Origin of the sequence: Bacillus capparidis, from assembly GCF_017832095.1 — a bacterium.
GTDB classification, from domain to species: domain Bacteria; phylum Bacillota; class Bacilli; order Bacillales; family Bacillaceae; genus Bacillus; species Bacillus gobiensis.
In genome coordinates this window covers 1,236,095-1,252,548 of sequence record NZ_JAFDST010000001.1, presented here as the reverse complement: position 1 = coordinate 1,252,548, position 16,454 = coordinate 1,236,095, and the positions used below count along the sequence as shown (strand labels likewise).

General features: G+C 39.2%; 18 protein-coding genes and 1 pseudogene. 17 read left to right on the top strand and 2 right to left on the bottom strand.

Annotated features, from left to right (window positions below; all coding sequences use genetic code 11):
• Window positions 1-4 precede the first annotated feature (4 nt).
• From JOC74_RS06385 to JOC74_RS24075, 17 genes and pseudogenes are all read left to right on the top strand, one after another.
• A complete protein-coding gene (locus JOC74_RS06385; RefSeq protein WP_053603498.1) occupies window positions 5-1,048 on the top strand; it encodes a major capsid protein in 1,044 nt (347 codons plus the stop codon).
• A 17-nt stretch (window positions 1,049-1,065) separates the two neighbouring features.
• Window positions 1,066-1,221 (top strand): DUF7210 family protein, encoded by a 156-nt coding sequence (locus tag JOC74_RS06380; protein WP_158320298.1) that lies wholly within the window; start codon window positions 1,066-1,068, stop codon window positions 1,219-1,221.
• An 85-nt stretch (window positions 1,222-1,306) separates the two neighbouring features.
• Window positions 1,307-2,146: an MBL fold metallo-hydrolase gene (locus JOC74_RS06375; RefSeq protein WP_053603497.1), complete on the top strand. Its 840-nt coding sequence runs from the start codon at window positions 1,307-1,309 to the stop codon at window positions 2,144-2,146.
• A gap of 146 nt (window positions 2,147-2,292) precedes the next feature.
• A complete protein-coding gene (locus JOC74_RS06370) occupies window positions 2,293-2,607 on the top strand; it encodes a phage head-tail connector protein (protein WP_225970346.1) in 315 nt (104 codons plus the stop codon).
• The gene (locus JOC74_RS06365) at window positions 2,604-2,945 is read left to right on the top strand and encodes a phage head closure protein (protein WP_053603496.1); all 342 of its coding nucleotides are present in this window, start codon (window positions 2,604-2,606) and stop codon (window positions 2,943-2,945) included. Before JOC74_RS06370 ends, JOC74_RS06365 begins: the two co-directional genes overlap by 4 nt.
• Window positions 2,938-3,375, top strand: coding sequence for an HK97-gp10 family putative phage morphogenesis protein (locus JOC74_RS06360; protein WP_053603495.1), 438 nt, complete (start codon window positions 2,938-2,940; stop codon window positions 3,373-3,375). The genes JOC74_RS06365 and JOC74_RS06360 overlap by 8 nt, the downstream gene beginning before the upstream one ends.
• A 5-nt stretch (window positions 3,376-3,380) precedes the next feature.
• The gene (locus JOC74_RS06355) at window positions 3,381-3,785 is read left to right on the top strand and encodes a DUF3168 domain-containing protein (RefSeq protein WP_053603494.1); all 405 of its coding nucleotides are present in this window, start codon (window positions 3,381-3,383) and stop codon (window positions 3,783-3,785) included.
• A 12-nt stretch (window positions 3,786-3,797) separates the two neighbouring features.
• Window positions 3,798-4,301 carry a phage major tail protein, TP901-1 family gene (locus JOC74_RS06350; RefSeq protein ID WP_211086090.1) on the top strand — a complete coding sequence of 168 codons (504 nt, stop codon included), beginning with the start codon at window positions 3,798-3,800 and terminating at the stop codon, window positions 4,299-4,301.
• 55 nt (window positions 4,302-4,356) lie between these two features.
• On the top strand, window positions 4,357-4,809 hold the full coding sequence (locus tag JOC74_RS06345) for a tail assembly chaperone (RefSeq protein ID WP_053603492.1): 453 nt from the start codon (window positions 4,357-4,359) through the stop codon (window positions 4,807-4,809).
• Between the two features lie 95 nt (window positions 4,810-4,904).
• The gene (locus JOC74_RS06340; protein ID WP_053603491.1) at window positions 4,905-5,156 is read left to right on the top strand and encodes a hypothetical protein; all 252 of its coding nucleotides are present in this window, start codon (window positions 4,905-4,907) and stop codon (window positions 5,154-5,156) included.
• Between the two features lie 16 nt (window positions 5,157-5,172).
• Window positions 5,173-7,614 (top strand): phage tail protein, encoded by a 2,442-nt coding sequence (locus JOC74_RS06335; protein ID WP_053603490.1) that lies wholly within the window; start codon window positions 5,173-5,175, stop codon window positions 7,612-7,614.
• Window positions 7,611-9,068, top strand: a complete 1,458-nt coding sequence (locus JOC74_RS06330; RefSeq protein WP_053603489.1) for a distal tail protein Dit — start codon at window positions 7,611-7,613, stop codon at window positions 9,066-9,068. Before JOC74_RS06335 ends, JOC74_RS06330 begins: the two co-directional genes overlap by 4 nt.
• Window positions 9,065-11,983 (top strand): phage tail spike protein, encoded by a 2,919-nt coding sequence (locus JOC74_RS06325; RefSeq protein ID WP_053603488.1) that lies wholly within the window; start codon window positions 9,065-9,067, stop codon window positions 11,981-11,983. Before JOC74_RS06330 ends, JOC74_RS06325 begins: the two co-directional genes overlap by 4 nt.
• An 11-nt stretch (window positions 11,984-11,994) precedes the next feature.
• Window positions 11,995-12,192, top strand: coding sequence for a hypothetical protein (locus tag JOC74_RS06320; RefSeq protein WP_053603487.1), 198 nt, complete (start codon window positions 11,995-11,997; stop codon window positions 12,190-12,192).
• Window positions 12,193-12,266: 74 nt separating this feature from the next.
• Window positions 12,267-12,695, top strand: coding sequence for a phage holin family protein (locus tag JOC74_RS06315; protein WP_053603486.1), 429 nt, complete (start codon window positions 12,267-12,269; stop codon window positions 12,693-12,695).
• Window positions 12,696-13,215: 520 nt separating this feature from the next.
• Window positions 13,216-13,737: pseudogene (locus tag JOC74_RS23385) on the top strand (peptidoglycan recognition protein family protein); the annotation flags it as partial.
• 21 nt (window positions 13,738-13,758) lie between these two features.
• The gene (locus JOC74_RS24075; RefSeq protein ID WP_225970385.1) at window positions 13,759-14,256 is read left to right on the top strand and encodes a peptidoglycan-binding domain-containing protein; all 498 of its coding nucleotides are present in this window, start codon (window positions 13,759-13,761) and stop codon (window positions 14,254-14,256) included.
• Between the two features lie 201 nt (window positions 14,257-14,457).
• Here the strand turns inward: JOC74_RS24075 and JOC74_RS06305 are convergent, their stop codons facing one another.
• Entirely contained in the window at window positions 14,458-15,315 is an 858-nt protein-coding gene (locus tag JOC74_RS06305) for a YitT family protein (protein ID WP_053603484.1), read from the bottom strand.
• A gap of 372 nt (window positions 15,316-15,687) precedes the next feature.
• Entirely contained in the window at window positions 15,688-16,236 is a 549-nt protein-coding gene (locus JOC74_RS06300; protein ID WP_053603483.1) for a helix-turn-helix domain-containing protein, read from the bottom strand.
• Between the last annotated feature and the right edge of the window lie 218 nt (window positions 16,237-16,454).

The window sequence follows — 16,454 nt, the reverse complement described above, 5'->3', positions numbered from 1 at the left end:
GAATATGAACATTTTCGATCTTGTTAGCGCTGATTATATTGCCTCTTACTACAGTGAGAAGGCATCAAACCGCATCCCATACCTTGGAGCAACACTATTCCCGGCAAAGAAACAACTTGGCTTAGATTTAAGCTGGATAAAAGGGGCAAACGGTTTACCAGTTGCTTTGATGCCATCTGAATTTGATTCCAAAGCGACTCTTCGTGATCGGATTGGATTTACAGATGTCCAAACAGAAATGCCGTTTTTCCGTGAATCTATGCGAATCGGTGAACGTGATCGTCAACAATTGAATACACTCGCTGCATCAAACATGAATGACATGGCGAAAACGATTGTAAATCGTATATATGATGATGTCTCAGGCCTTGTGAACGGAGCAGCTGTTCAACCTGAACGTATGATTATGCAACTTTTATCATCGGGTAAAATTGATATTGTTGCTAATCGTGTAAATTACACATATGACTACAAAATGTCCGATGAACACAAAGAACAGTTGCTAGACGGTGCCAGATGGTCTGATACCGAAAATTCTCGTCCTGTTGAAGATATTATCGCTTGGCAGGATAAAGTAGAAGAAGACACAGGAACACGTCCAACACGAGCTATTCTTACTCGAAAAACGTGGGGCTATCTCATGCAAAATAAAAGTATTCGCTTAGACATGAATCCAACAGGTGGACAAAACATCATCATGACAGATGCCATGTTAAAGCAATATTTCAGTTCGAAAGTTGATGTGACATTCGCTATTTATAACAAGAAATTTATCACAGAGGATAAAACGACGAAAGGTTTCTTCCCAGATGATTTCTTTACATTAATTCCTGATGGTGCTTTAGGAAACACGTACTTTGGTACAACTCCAGAGGAATCTGATCTTATGGCAGGCAACACAGATGCTAATGTCCGCATTGTTAATACTGGTGTAGCCATTACATCTGTCAAAGAACCACATCCAGTAAACGTGAATACGATCGTCTCTGAGATTGTCCTACCATCCTTTGAATCTATCGATAACATCTTTATTGCTCAAGTCAATTAATCTAGGAGGTTATGATTATGGCAGAAGAAAATAAAGAATCTAGAACAAGAAAGGTGAAAGTTACTTTATTAAAGAATGTCAATTTGAATGGGGAACGCTTTAAGAAAGGGGATTCCCTGTCACTAGAGAAAAGTAAGGAAGATGCATTTAGAGATGCTGGTGTCGTCGAATGAATAAAATCATCTTGAATAACGGTTAACTATATAAAACTCATCTCGCTTTACTTTGTTATAATAAATAAAATAAGGTGGGTGTTATATGAAATTATCCGTTTTAGTAGATAATAATACTTTTATTGATCGATATTTTTTAGGGGAACCAGCATTATCTTTTTTTATTGAAGAAGATGACAAGCGTATTCTTTTTGATACCGGATATTCTGAAGTTTTTATAAAGAATGCAGAAAAAATGAACATTGATTTAAGAGACCTCGATTATGTCGCATTATCACACGGACATGTAGATCATACATGGGGATTAACTCATTTAATTAGACTCCACATGGAAGCTAAAAATGAGAAAATGATGTACAACACTCCTACAGTTATTGGGCATCCGTTGATTTTTAATACAAAACTAGTTGATCCTGTAGGAGAGATAGGAAGTATCATATCCCATGAAAAGTTAAGTAAACACTTTCCAATTCGTTTAACTAAGGATCCATTATGGCTGACTGATCGATTAGTATTTCTAGGTGAAATTAAAAGAATATTTGATTTTGAAGGAAATGATTTTATAGGAAAAGTTGTTACAGATCAAGGGGAAATTAATGACTACATTAAGGATGATACAGCAATAGTTTATAAATCTTCAGAAGGGCTAGTTATTATCGTAGGGTGTGCACATTCTGGGATATGTAACATTATTGATTATGCTAAAGAAGTATGTCAGGAAGAAAGAGTAGTTGATATTATTGGAGGATTTCACCTTTTAAACCCAACAAAAAAGCAATTAGAAAAAACAGTCCAATATATAAATGAACTTAAACCTACTAAACTTCATGCTTGCCATTGTACAGATTTAAACTCTAAATTAGCTCTTTCAACAGTTGCAGCCATACAAGAAGTTGGAGTAGGCTTACAACTATCATATCTTTAGTTTTGACAAACGGAGTACTTTTTAAAGAAGCACAATAATAAATGACCAAGAAAGAATTCATTTTGATCAATTGTTTTTCAAATCAAAATGAATTTTTTTTATTTTTTAAATCAAACTTTATTTTAAAGCTACAGTAGGTGATCCAATTGACGGAACAGGAGATGCTAGCAAAGGTTAAGGAGATTCTACAACCGAAAACGGATAAGCATGATGAATATTTAAAAACTATGATTCCATTGCTAACAGAATTCGTTAGTGATAAATGTAATCAAGAATTTTCACTAGAGTACAATATGCCTGCAGGAATTATTTTGTTTATTGCTAAAGCATGTGAGTTTAATATGGGCTCAAGCACGATCAGAAGCCGGACAACGGGTAACGTGTCTTATTCATACAATACCGAGTTACCTGAGAGCGTGATAAAGCTTCTGAGGCCATATAAAAGGCTGAGATTCGTATGATTGAGGCTTATGAACAATTTCCACATACTATCACATTCGTACATCAAACAAATGTCTTAGACGGCGCAGGAGGTTGGGAAACTGGTTGGGACACCTATGACACTAGTGAGGCACTTGTTACGCCTATCTCAAGCCGAGAATTCGGTCAGTCGTCTCAGACAAGAAATCCTATCGAGTATGAGGTTTATTATCCGTATCGAACAGATATTAAGCCGGAAATGCGCGTTATTTACGAAGACGAAGGTGAGACACTAGCCATCAAGACGCGTCCCATGGATCAAGGCGGTGAACACGAGGTAATGATGATCGAATGCACCTTTGGTGATGCGAATGGTTAGAATCGGGATCACCGGTTATGGTGACAGGGGCTTTGAACGGGCTATTAGTCGGTTTGAGAGGTACGTCATACGTGAGGTGAAACGGATTGTCGCGGAGACTTCTGAGATTATTGTCTCACAAGCCAAGGCTTTGGCACCAGTTGCTGAAATAGATGGCGGAAACCTTAGAAGTTCAATTGAAGTAAAGTACTATAATAGCGGACTGACAGCAGAGATAATATCTGGGGCAGATTATAGTTTGTGGGTAGAGTTTGGTACAGGCGTATATGCTACTGGTCCAGGAGGCGGACGTACTGATCCATGGGTGTATTTTAACGAGAAAACACAACAGTGGACTTTTACTCGAGGCATGCCTGCTCAACCTTTCTGGAGACCAGCTCTTGAACAAGGAAGAGATCACTTTGAACGAGAAATGAGAAGGTTGGGGTAAGAGATATGAGAACAGCCTTATTTGAGCTTCAGAAAGCTTTATTTCAGCGACTTTCGAATGATGCTGCCTTGTCGTCTAAGGTTGGCAACCGTATTTATGACGCTGTCCCGGAAAATACTCCATTTCCCTATTTATCAATAGGCGAACCAACGATGAGAGTCTTTGATACAAAGTCATCATTCGGAGAAAATATCGTCCTGTCAATCCATTGTTGGAGTGCTTATCAGGGGAAAAAGGAAGCTTTCGAAATACTTAATTTAATACTTGAATCACTTAGCGGACCGCCTCTTCAAATTGGGGGCGGTTTTAAATTGCAAGATTTCAGGCGTGAGCAAATGAACGTGATTATCGACATTGATGGGAAGACGAAACACGGGATTTTGGAATTGCGCTTTTATATCAATAATTAAGGAGTGAAGACAATGCCACAAAGAGGGAAAGATATTATTTATCTTGTTCAGCCCATCAATGCAACGGTTGGTTCTGATGCTTTATTGCCAGCTTTTCAGACAGAAGGCACATGGAACCGAGAAAAAGAATTGATCGATGAGCAAACGAAGTCAGGACGAGCCGTTGCACCCGGTAGTAAGAGTGAAAACATTGATTTAACATTATTCTTCGAAAATGGAGATGCTGGACAAAATGCCATCGATGATTCTTATGACAATGATCAAGATATCAAGGTATGGCGTGTTAATACAAAGCTTAATGCAAACGGAAAACATGAGGCTAGATTCAGTTATGCGGTAATTGAAAGTATTGAAATGAGCGAACCGACAGATGGTTTTGTAGAGATGTCTACTACCTTACAAATTCAAAATGTATCACAAAAAGGGGAAATTGATCCTCTTCCTTCAGAAGTACTCGAAATGGCTCAATACGACTTTGAAACACCGGGCGAGACAGGAAAACCAACCACACCTTAAAAGGCTAGCGCTTGCTAGTCTTTTTTCTAATTCAAAATATCAGGAGGAAACCATAATGGCATTTTTAACAATTGGAGATAATCAATATGAGGCGAAAGCAACATTTAAATTTGAAATGATCGCTGATAAAAAGTATGGCGGTGAAAATGAATTAACAGGCTTAGAAAGCATCTATCAAAAGCTTATGAGCTATAAACCTAGCGGCCTGCTAGCCTTCTGGGATTGTGCAACGGCTCATTACAGCAAAAAAGAGCAACCAAGCGTTGATCTCATAACAGAAGCTTTAGAAGAGATCATGGAACATGAGGATGGAGCGGATGAACGGCTATTCAAAGAAGCTTTCAAGGCGTTGGATAGTTCGGGTTTTTTCAAACTCCAGTTGAAAGAGTACTGGAAGAACATCGATATGATCGAGAAAATGGCGGACGAAAACGACGAGAAAGAGATCAAGCAAGCGAAAGCAGCCAAGGAAATGTACACAGAAAGAAGAAAAGAGCTACTCGAATAAATTACAACGATATTTTTGCAGATGCAGCACGGTATTTACAGGTTTATGATACAGAATTAATCCTGTCCTGGACACCTAATGAGTTCTGGGCTTTTTTGCGTGGCTCCAGGCATCGACAAGCTGATGAGATTGAAATGCTTGCAAAAGCTGCCATGTTCAATCGCTATGCACAAAATGCGAAACAGGCCTCAGAAAGAAAAATGTTTGATGTGGATCGTGCTCATAACCGAATTGAAAAAGACATGAAAAACTGGAAAGAAGCAAGGGAGCCGGTTGTATCACTTGAGAAATACAGAAAGGCTAAAGCTGCCTTAAAAGAATATAGCAAGAAACTCTCATCCTCTTAGAAAGGAGGTTGATCAAATGAACGAAAGACTTCAGGCGTTTGTAGGTGCTAGAATCAGTGAATTTAGGCGTAGAATGGCTGAAGTTCATCGGACAATGAGGCGAACTGCGACGAATGTTGTTGTAAACGTAGAAGCCAGGACAGAGAAGTTTACTCGGCGTATGGATCGACTAGCCAATATGATACGAACCTTTGACACGATCGGACGAAATACCTTCCAAGGCATAGCAATATCCATAAGTTCGGCAGCCGTTCCTGCCGTGGCATCATTAGCAGGCGCTATTGGTTCACTTGGACCGATGCTCGGTGTTGTCGCCGGCGGTGCAGCAGGGTTAGGAACATCTTTCGGGTTAGCAGGTGTCGGCGCAGCAGCCTTTGGAGCCGTAGCTGTTACAAATTTACAAGATGTATTCAAGGCCTCAGAGGACATTCAAAAAATTCAAGAAAAGCTTTCTTTAGAGAATGACGCGAAAAAGCGTGCGAAACTCTTACAAGAACAAGCGGCCATTATGGCGAACATGAATAAAGAGCAAGTAAGAGCTTATAAGTCTATGCAGAATCTTAAAAGTGTCTGGCAGGGGATCACAAAGCCACTTGAAGCAAAAACCGTCGATATTTTCGCCAAATCCCTTGACGCTCTATCAACTATCCTAAATTATCTTAAACCTACATTCACAGCTGCCACAAGCGCAGTCGATAACTTGGTAGATTCATTGAATCAGACACTCAACACAGACGATATACGTAATTTCTTTGACTGGATGGGAAAATCAGTAGGTCCTGCCATGGAGTCGCTAGGAAAAGCCGGAATGAACGTTATGCGTGGGTTTATGAACCTTATGGTCGCGTTTGGTCCATTATCAACCAACATGCAAAACGGTTTGCTCGGCATGACGGAGAGGTTTGCTGAATGGACATCCGGGATTGGGAAATCAAAAGGGTTTCAGGACTTTATTAACTATGTAACAACGAACGGTCCTAAGCTTTTATCAATTGTAGGTGACCTCAGCATGGGTTTTATTGGCATGTTCACGGCATTTGCTCCTTTATCAGCTGACATGATGACCGGTATTCAAAACCTAACTGCTAGATTCCGAGAATGGGGTGAAACCCTATCCTCGAATCAACAATTTCAGGAGTTTATTGGCTATGTAAAAGATAATGCCCCAACTGTTATCGCCCTAATTGGCGAGATCACAAGACTCATTTTGAATCTATCAATTGGTTTAGCTCCTGTTGGCCAAGCTATTCTTGGTGTCCTTACGCCGTTTTTAAGCTGGATGAACAGTATGATGGAGGCGCACCCACTTATCGGGAATATTATTGCCGTGCTTATTACATTAGGCGGTGTCTTAACTGCACTGGCACCTTCGATTATTGCGGCAACCTCCTTATTTACTGGATTAGGAGGAACTGTTGTAAAGATCAGTTCAATGATTATTGGCGCTTTTTTACCTGCAGGAATGACCACAAGAACAGCATTTACGTTAATGGGTACCTCGATCAAGAATTTTGCGGTTAAGGCGGCAGCGGCTACTTGGAGTGTCATAGTATCCATGGGCAAAATGACCGCAAACATGATCAAAACAGCAGCTGTATTTGTTGCGAGATGGGCTTGGGTAGGTGTACAAGCCTTGTTACACGCTGCAAGAGTTGCAGCGGCGTGGTTTATCGCAATGGGACCGATTGGATGGGTCATTGCAACAGTGGTTGCACTCGTTATTTTAATCATTGCCAACTGGGAAACAGTGAAAAAATGGACAGTGCAAATCTGGACGGGTATCTGGCTTGCCATACAGTCTTGTTGGCGGATGGTCACAAAATGGACATCACAGTCCGCTGGAAAGGTCTACAGCTGGATAAAAGATAAATTTAACAAAGCAAAAAGTGCGGTACAGGGAGCGATGGAAAAAACGCTTAGTACCATCCGAAAAATTTGGAACACAGCCGTGGATTTCCTTACTGGTATCGACCTTGTGCAGATTGGTAAGGACATTATCAACGGCTTAATTAAAGGTATAGGAAGCATGGCCAATTCTGTTTGGCAAAAAGCACAGGGTATCGCTGGAGGAATTAAAAACGCTATAACAGGAGCTCTAGACATCCATTCTCCTTCAAAATTCACAATTTGGGCTATGAAAATGGTCGGAAAAGGAGCAATAAAGGGTCTCAACTACATGATGAATCCTGTTACTAAAACCGCGAATAAAATGGCACAGGCCGTTATGATCGAACCTCAACGCACTCAATTTGCCTATGATACATCAATTAATTCACAACTAAACAGCGGTGATTTAGGAAAAATCAGTAATGATATCAATGCAGAGGTAGAAAAATTTGAACTTCCTGACCAACCGATCATTGTTGAAATGGATGGAAGAGAAGTAGGCCGAGGCGTTAAGAATCACGTAACAGAATTTCAAAATGTTGACGAACAAAGGAGGGTAACATTTAGATGATCACACAAGAAATGTTACCTAATACGTTTAAAGTATGGTTTAACGATATTGAGATCACACAATATTTTTATGTGAAAACAGACAGTGGAAGAGGTATATTTGGCCGTGAAATTGATATGCTTTCTGTTCCTGGACGAGCTGGGGGATATCTAAGGAAAACAAACACTCCTGTACGTCCGATCAATATTGATTGTTTTTTTAGTTTTGCAGATGAATTTGAACTACGAAAAAAACTAGAAGAACTGAACGTAATTTTACACACAGAGGAGCCAGCTCCTCTTATTTTTTCAGACGAGCCAGATCGGATCTATTATGCAATTTTTCAAAATGTATCTGAAGGATATGAAAATAAAGGTACTTATCAAGCAGAACTGAATTTTGTTTGCCCTGATCCCTACAAGTACAGAGCAACAGAAGCGGTTGGCTACTATAATCAGGAGACATTACAAAGTGGAATCGTACTTAAAAATTCCGGAGCTGCAGCGACACCACCAACATTTGAAGTTACTCTTAAAGACAAAGTAACCTATTTGGATATCGCTGGTGAGAATGATTACATGCGTGTAGGTACGTCCGAATCAACAGAAGATACACCGTATGATAAATATCAAAAAGTGTGGGAATCTACTCCAACCATGACCGGGTGGGCATCTGCCTCATATGTTCCAGATGGCGGCATAAAGACAGGAACAATGACCGTCCAAAATGGTGATTTCGTCGCAACTGATTATGGAACGGGGATTGCATGGCATGGTCCGGCTGTCATGCAATCCATCGGGTCGGTGCTATCCGATTATTATTTTCGTGTTTATTTCAATGTGAGTTCAAATCATGGGCAACTCACAAGATGCGAAGCTTATCTGCTCAATACATCCGGGCAACCGATTGGAAAGCTTGTGGCACTAGTGAGGCATGCTTCCTCAGAAGTCGAAGTCGAGGTCAATATTAGAAGCGGTGGCAAATCAACCTATTTCGTCAATCAAAAATGGAAGTTCCGAAGTTTCTTAGGATATATCGACATAGAAAAAGTGGGACAAAGCTTTGTCGCACATGTAGCACAGCAAAGAATAGGGGAAGATGGAAAGATCTATACAAGTGAAAAATACGCTTTCTCATTTAATGATTTAAATAATGAATTTCAAGAAGATTTAGCTGCTGTTGGATTACACATCGGAGCCAATAATACAAATACTCCCGGTATCGCTCGATTTCGGGGGGCAGAAGTATCTACCGTCAATCAACAAGAAAATGGTGTCGAATACATCGGGGGAGCCGGAGACACTTTTACATTTGACCACAAAGCCTCACGAATCTATAAAAATGGGGAGTTGTTTATGAGAAAAGACTTTGGCGCTCGCTTTTTTGAATTGGCAAAAGGGATGAATACATTGATTTTCAATCCGACTGAGGCAATTGATCATGTGAAAGTCAGGTGGAGGGATCGTTTTAAATGATACATGTATTACATCATCAAACGGATGACCTTGTCGGATGGGTCGATCTAGTCTTGGAAGATAATCATTCACGTTCTCTCAATGAAGAAACATTCGATTTCATCGCTCCTAGTGATGCTGACGGAATAGACAAGGTTCAGGGACGTTCTCGGATTCTGATACCAGCAGAAGAAGGTGACTACAGGGAATTTATCGTTGATAAGATTTATGAAAGTCGTGTAAGCAAGCAAACAGAAATCTATTCGATTGCTTCCTACACAGATTTGCAAAAATCGAAAGTCATTGCTCCTGCAGAACGGGACGGACAAACGTTAGAAAGTGCAGCAGATTTTGTACTCGAAGGACTTGAATGGCAAGTAGGAATCGTCGAATATTCCGGCATCCGGAAATGGATGATTGAAAAGCATTTGAGTGCATACGAGGCATTAAGAGTTATTGCATCGTTATTTGATGTCGAATTGGTCTTCCGAGTGACAACGGACGGTGATAAAGTGACTGGCCGTTATGTTGATTTTTTGAAAAAACAAGGAATGAATCGCGGGAAAGAAATAACATTTGGCAAAGATTTAATCGAGATTAAACGTACCATTGATCCCAGCCGGGTGGTTACAGCTCTCTACTGTATCGGTCCCGAAAAAGAAGATGGAACGCGGCTAACCGTCACGGTTACAAACAACGAAGCTTTCCAGAATTGGAATCGAAAAGGGCAGCATCTCATTGAGATATATGAGCCCGAGTCAAACGATCAAGATATGACGCTTGAACGGCTAACCCAACTGGGAGAAACGGAGTTAAACAAACGGATTGCGGCAGCTGTGAATTATGAGGTGGAAGGGGCTTCACTTGAACATATTTTGGGCTACGAACATGAATTAACAAGAATCGGAGATACGGTAAAAATTAAAGATGAATCTTTTGAGCCTGAAATGTACCTGGATTCGAGAGTCATCCAAATCGACCGATCTATTTTTGATAAATCGAAAAAAACGTATGCCCTTGGCGAAGTCATCGAGTACGAAAAAGAGGATGTCATGCGGCTGTGGAAGGACCTTCAATCTCTCTATGCAACGAGGGTTGTTAAAAGCCCAAATCCTCCGGCCGGAAAACCAACGATCATCTGGATTAAAACAGGTGGCCCTATTGATGTTCCACACAGCTGGGACGGCAGCGGCTGGATCCCTTTTTCTCCACTCGAAGCCAAGGATATTAACGCGGAAACGCCAGGAGGCGCACAAGATAAGGCTAACAATGCAAGAGATGAAGCGAATCAATATACCAACTCTCAGTTAGAAAATTATGTGCAAACCGTCATCTATAATCAGGACATGTCAGCCATTCAAAACCAAATCGATGGCAGTATCACGACATGGTTTTATGATTATGACCCATCCATGTCAAATGAACCTGCCAATCTGTGGTCAACGGATGAGGAAAAGAATAACCATTTAGGCGACCTTTTCTACAATACGTCGTCAGGATATACCTATCGTTTCGCATTAAATAACAGCGTTTATCAATGGATACGAATTACAGATACGGATGTAACGAAGGCTCTTTCGGATGCGTCGAAAGCACAAGATACGGCCGACTCCAAAAGGCGAGTATTTGTCAATCAGCCATCACCACCTTATGAGCCAGGTGACATATGGACACAAGGCACCAATGGGGACATTTTGAGTTGTCAGACGGCTAAACAAGAAGGTGAGTCTTACGCTGCTGCAGATTGGGTGAAGGCAGCAAAATATACAGATGACCAACGAGCGATCGATGCAGAAAATAATGCAATTGACTATACGAATGGACAGGTTGAACAGGTAGAAGAAGCCATTTCCCAAAGGGAGTTATCGATATTTAGGCAAGATCAAGAACCTTCCGGCGGCGGGTTTGTTGTTGGTCAATTGTGGATACGAACAACCGATTTCACATTCTTCCGTTGGACAGGATCAGCATGGGAACAATTCACGCCAAGCGTTAATTCTGTAAATGGAATAGACAATCGTTTATCCATAGCAGAATCCAATATCACAGAATTGGATAATGAAGTGAGTCTACGAGTAAAGCAATCTGATTATGATGTAGACATGGATGATTTAACCAGTCGGATGAGTAGCGCTGAATCAAGCATTACGATTCATGCAGATCAAATCCAACAAAGAGTCGAGAAAAACAACGTTATTTCGTCAATCAATCAAACGGCTGAACAAGTCCAAATTCAAGCGGAGAAAATTGCTCTCAATGGCTATGTGGAAGCAAAACACATTAAGTCTCTTAATGGTCTAAATGTTAATAATAATTTTATTGTTGATGTTAATGGTAATGTTACTTTTAAAGGTAACTTAGAAGGTGCTACAGGAACGTTCAATGGAAAAATAACTTCATCTGATTTGATATTAGAACCCGAAGAATATCATCCGTTGTCAGGTAGTTCTATTTTATTCCCTTCTGGATGGGCTACACAAGGTGGGGAGAGTTACTATATCAATGGGAACATAGCATTAACTTCATCCGAAGGAGTTTTATCCATTGAAGGTAGAAACGGTGACGGAACAGAACTAGGATATGTTCATATTCAATCTCCTTTATGGGTTAACGGATACCTTGATGTAAACGGTAGTATTGAATCTAATGGATCTCCTGTTCATACAGCAAATACAGCCAGACCTGCGCAATACACCATATATGGCTTGAATCCAGCAATTAACCGTATGAGAAGAAAAATTAATCATAATTTAGGATACACGCCAAGAGTTATTCCGGTCATCCGTTGGCAAACTGGCAGCGTATCGGTCAACGACATAAATTTAGTTTACACAGAAAATGTCAGCGATACATCATTTGATATTGTAGTTGCCGGAAAAAGAAATTTCAGCTCAAGTGAGTATGTGTTTGTAGATGTAATCATGATGAAACCATAAGGAGGATAAAAATGTCGCAAAAAAGTACAGTTGATTTGATGATTGATGATTTAAAGCTTCAAATCATGAATCTCAGCGGAGATCGTGCAACCTATAGAGCGATAGCAACCAATAAAGAGGTTGAAAACAAGCAATTAAAGCAGGAAATCGAAACACTGAAAAAGGAAATCGAAGAATTGAATAAGGATGAAGCAAAAAGCGCTGAATAAGTGCTTTTTTATTTTGCCTTTAAGGAGGCGGATCAAAAAAGGGGCACAACTAAACAAACGAAAGGTGAGAGAAAATGAAACATAACACAGATACATTATGGGTTGCTATTACGGGCGGTGGAGTTTCTTCCATCGCCTATTTGCTTGGGGGCATTGATAATTTGCTAATTGCTTTTGTGATCATTTTGACATTGGACTATGTAACAGGTGTGACTGCAGCATTCTACGACAAAAAGGTTTCTTCAAAATCAGCTTTCAAAGGATTGATGAAAAAAGGAGCAATGTTTTCCTTGGTCATCGTGGCCACGCAGTTAGACATTATTTTAGGCAATGAAGGAAAGTTCGTTAGATATGCTATTTTGATGTTTTTAATAGGAACAGAAGGCATTTCTTTGATTGAAAACCTTGGTCGATTGGACATCAAAGTCCCTAAATTCCTTTCGGATCGATTCAGTCAATTGAAAGATGACAATGAAGAAGAAAAAGATAAAATCGGGAAATAAACTGCCACAGGGTGACTTTTATATTTAAAGGCTATGTTAAACATAATGTTGATCCACCAAAAAAGGACCTCAAACGGGTCCTTTTTTGAATCTTTATTTGATTAAGGTGCCCGTTCGTAGAATCCTGTTATCCCATAAGGTTTGCAATAAAGTATTTAAAACCATAGGCTCCTATTGAACTAATACTAGCAACTAAAACTGCAACTGATAAATAAGGATTATAACCGGATTGCTTCCTCGAACGAAATAAATAAAGAGTGGATAGAACCAAACTGATGATAAATGAAACTAACCAAAAATAACTTAATGAAATAAATTCAAAATTGATTAGGTAATTAACTATGTAAAAAACATTAATCAATAGTAATAGGAGTAAGACAAGCTTCTTCAATAGATACACCTTCCTTTTCCTAAATTATCTAACCATATTTTAACACATAGAGAATAACTCGCCCGTTAGTTTAAAAACAAAATCAAAAACATTCTTTGACGGAGACTAAATAAAAAGGAGAGTGTCATTATGGCTATTTCAACGAAATATTCAATCGAACACAGAATCATTGCAAAAGGAAAATCACGTTCTGGTTTACCGTTAACAGGCAAAGTTTTGTTTATCGTTGCTCATGAAACTGGAAATAACTCAGCAGATGCTGACGATCATTTTACCTATTTTAACCGTCATGTGATTGCTTCATCTGCCCATGCGTTCATCGATGATACAAAAATACTTGAGATCATACCACTAAATGAGCAAGCATTTCATGTCCAGTTCCAGAAACCAATGGATAATATTATGTTTGGAGCTGATGCCAACACAAGGGCTATCGGTGTAGAGTTATGCCGTACTGGAAGCTTTGCCAAGGCGTATGATCGCTATATATGGTATTTTGCATATCTATGCCGAAAATTCGGTTTAAATCCTAAAAAGGACATAGTTTCTCATAAAGTATTGGATCCGAAAAGGCGTTATGATCCACAGAGTTGGTTACAGCCCCACGGGATATCATGGGAAAGATTCATTTCTGATGTCAAAAAGGTATATAATGCGTGGACTGGCGGCAGCGTGAAAGTCGAAGCTCCTAAAACCGGAGTTAAAGATGCCGCAACTTCTAATCCTGAAAAAGTGCTAAGAAAAAGCTCTAAAGGTGCAGCAGTCAAAGAATTGCAGAAAAAACTAATTGCGGCAGGTTTCAAATTGCCTAAATACGGAGCTGATGGTGACTATGGAAATGAAGTGGTTGATACCGTTAAAGTATTCCAGAAAGCCGTAGGTATCACTGCTGACGGCATTTATGGACCTGTTACTGATAGCAAGCTCGAAAACTACAAAAAGTCTGTGAAAAAGAAAACTTCCCGATCCTCAGTCGTTCCTTACCCTGGGCACCTTATTAAACGTGGTTTCTGCGGCAAAGATATGGAACGGATCCAGCGAGCTGTAGGTGTTGTAGCAGACGGTATTTACGGTCCTGCAACCGAACGTGCAGTTAAAGCTTATCAAAAACGGCATAGTTTAGCTGCTGATGGTATTGTCGGACCGGATACTTGGAATGTAATGTTTTAAGATGAAAATTGCATGTGTAGTATTTATCTAATCCAATAGTCTTCTATATTGTGTAATTTGCGGTCCGGGTTCAGGCTGTCTTTTTTATTAACTTCATTTTACAGAAAGAGACGATTTTTTGTTTTATTATATAAAAATAAAGAAGGGCTCCAGAAAGTCAATCAAGATGACTTTCTGGACAGCCCCTTTAAACAATTTCTTCTACCTCTCATTACTAACAGAAGGCAAACCCGAAAAACCGAATTTCCCTCCTACCGCTTCTTTTACCTCGTGGATGACAATAAAAGATTTGGGATCGATTTGTTGTATATGCTTTTTGATTTTCAACAGCTCGTTCTTTTTAATTACAACGTAGATAATTCGTTTGTCTTTATTAACATAGTATCCGTAGCCGTAAAAAATGGTAGCGGCATTTCCGTATTTCCGAGTAATGACTTGGGCAATTTCTTCATATTTATCAGACATTATGGTGAGTGCTTTCTTATTGTGGAAACCCTCAATGACTAAATCAACTATTTTGGCACACAAAAACACAAAGATAAACGTATACAACATGTTATTGATACCAATGGCAAATACGGCAGCGAAAATAATGACGCTGTCCATATAGAACATGCTTTTTGAGATGTTGTAGCCTTTTGTATAATTTAATAAATAAGCCAAAAGGGTCGTTCCGCCAGCTGATCCATCAGCAATGAAAATAAGAGCTAATCCTGCTCCCATTAACACAGCACCAAACACAATTCCTAAAATCATGTCGTGAACGGCAAACGGAATAAAACTTACGACACTAAGGAAAACAGAGGTCATTACCGTGCCCAGTATCGTATAAAGAATCTTCCGTTTACTTAAAAATTTGCAGGCCAGGGCAATAAAAATAAGATTAATGACAAATGTGCTGATACTCGCAGGAATATGAAATAAATAATATAAAACCAAAGCGATACCAATCGTACTTCCGTCTCCTAATTTATTTGGTATCACAAAGAAATGAATCGATGCAGCAACAAAAAAGGCTCCTATTATAATGCAAAGTACATCTTTAATAATTGCTTTCATTTGATCCCTCCTCTACAGTCATCTCGCCGATTAAAATGAAAAACGCCTCAGAAATTGAATGGTTCAAACAAAAAAATTTCTAAGACAAAACTTTTATGAAAATAGTTTAATTTCTTAAATTCCCCTTAACATCGATGCTTGTATAAGCATCTCACTCGTTTGTCAATGTTACTAAAATAGTTTTTCCTTGTAACCAAGTGTCATATGACAATTGCACAGAATACTTATATTAATTAAAAAACTCACTAGGAGTCAATGATCTACCCGAAGTGAACTTAGTTGTTGGCTTTTCTTTGGATGTCCATTTTCCCAGTCTTCAAACTCAACAATAGTTACCCGCGTCAAATTAGCATCAAAAAGGCGGTCTAAAAATCAATCACGAGAGGCAGCTGCACTAACATATATAAAGTTAGCAGGTTTGTCCGTGTTGTTAAACCAGTTGTGAGGTCTGGTTGAATCTATATGAATGCTATCCCCGGGGTAAAGGTCGTATTCAATATCATCAAAAATGATAGTCATGGTGCCATCGACAACATAAATAAATTCTTGGCCATCATGAGAAAAAGGTGTGCCTTTTTTATCTCCGGGTAATAAGGTAACTAGAATTGGCACAAACAAGGGATTTGATACATCACCAGATAGATCTGAATAAGTAAAGGATGACTTATGTTTTACTTGTTTATCAGTTGCTCGTCTGATCATATTTTTATCAGTTTGTATTGTGTCAGGAAAGAAATAACTTGGACTAACACCAAGAGCTTCAGATATTTTTCGCAGGGAGAGTAACGTAATGGAACAGAGAGAACGTTCTACTTGGGATAAGAAGCTTATAGATAAATCCGTTTTTTCGGAGACTTCCTTCAATGTCATTTTTTTCTCTTTACGGAGTCTTCTTATTAAATCCCCTAAATTTGAATTCATTTTATACCCCCAAATATAGATTAGTGTCAAAAATAAAAAACGCTGGTTTTCATGTTAGAGAAGATCTAGGTTAAATGAATTTCATATTAAACAGGGCTTCTTAAATACCATTTTAGATAAGAGCTTAGAATTTCAAATAAAATCATGTGTGATATGATCTGACAAAGCAATTGATGACTTGATTAGTTTCATTTTAGAATTTAAGCATCACTTAAAAA

Excerpts from the sequence above, each read along its gene's own strand:
- JOC74_RS06380 (WP_158320298.1), top strand. The coding sequence starts at position 1,066 with ATGGCAGAAGAAAATAAAGAATCTAGAACAAGAAAGGTGAAAGTTACT.
- JOC74_RS06305 (WP_053603484.1), bottom strand. The coding sequence starts at position 15,315 with ATGAAAGCAATTATTAAAGATGTACTTTGCATTATAATAGGAGCCTTT.
- JOC74_RS06375 (WP_053603497.1), top strand. The coding sequence starts at position 1,307 with ATGAAATTATCCGTTTTAGTAGATAATAATACTTTTATTGATCGATAT.
- JOC74_RS06300 (WP_053603483.1), bottom strand. The coding sequence starts at position 16,236 with ATGAATTCAAATTTAGGGGATTTAATAAGAAGACTCCGTAAAGAGAAA.
- JOC74_RS06330 (WP_053603489.1), top strand. The coding sequence starts at position 7,611 with ATGATCACACAAGAAATGTTACCTAATACGTTTAAAGTATGGTTTAAC.
- JOC74_RS06355 (WP_053603494.1), top strand. The coding sequence starts at position 3,381 with ATGAGAACAGCCTTATTTGAGCTTCAGAAAGCTTTATTTCAGCGACTT.
- JOC74_RS06315 (WP_053603486.1), top strand. The coding sequence starts at position 12,267 with ATGAAACATAACACAGATACATTATGGGTTGCTATTACGGGCGGTGGA.
- JOC74_RS06345 (WP_053603492.1), top strand. The coding sequence starts at position 4,357 with ATGGCATTTTTAACAATTGGAGATAATCAATATGAGGCGAAAGCAACA.
- JOC74_RS06335 (WP_053603490.1), top strand. The coding sequence starts at position 5,173 with ATGAACGAAAGACTTCAGGCGTTTGTAGGTGCTAGAATCAGTGAATTT.
- JOC74_RS06365 (WP_053603496.1), top strand. The coding sequence starts at position 2,604 with ATGATTGAGGCTTATGAACAATTTCCACATACTATCACATTCGTACAT.
- JOC74_RS06350 (WP_211086090.1), top strand. The coding sequence starts at position 3,798 with ATGCCACAAAGAGGGAAAGATATTATTTATCTTGTTCAGCCCATCAAT.
- JOC74_RS06325 (WP_053603488.1), top strand. The coding sequence starts at position 9,065 with ATGATACATGTATTACATCATCAAACGGATGACCTTGTCGGATGGGTC.
- JOC74_RS06385 (WP_053603498.1), top strand. The coding sequence starts at position 5 with ATGAACATTTTCGATCTTGTTAGCGCTGATTATATTGCCTCTTACTAC.
- JOC74_RS06360 (WP_053603495.1), top strand. The coding sequence starts at position 2,938 with ATGGTTAGAATCGGGATCACCGGTTATGGTGACAGGGGCTTTGAACGG.
- JOC74_RS06320 (WP_053603487.1), top strand. The coding sequence starts at position 11,995 with ATGTCGCAAAAAAGTACAGTTGATTTGATGATTGATGATTTAAAGCTT.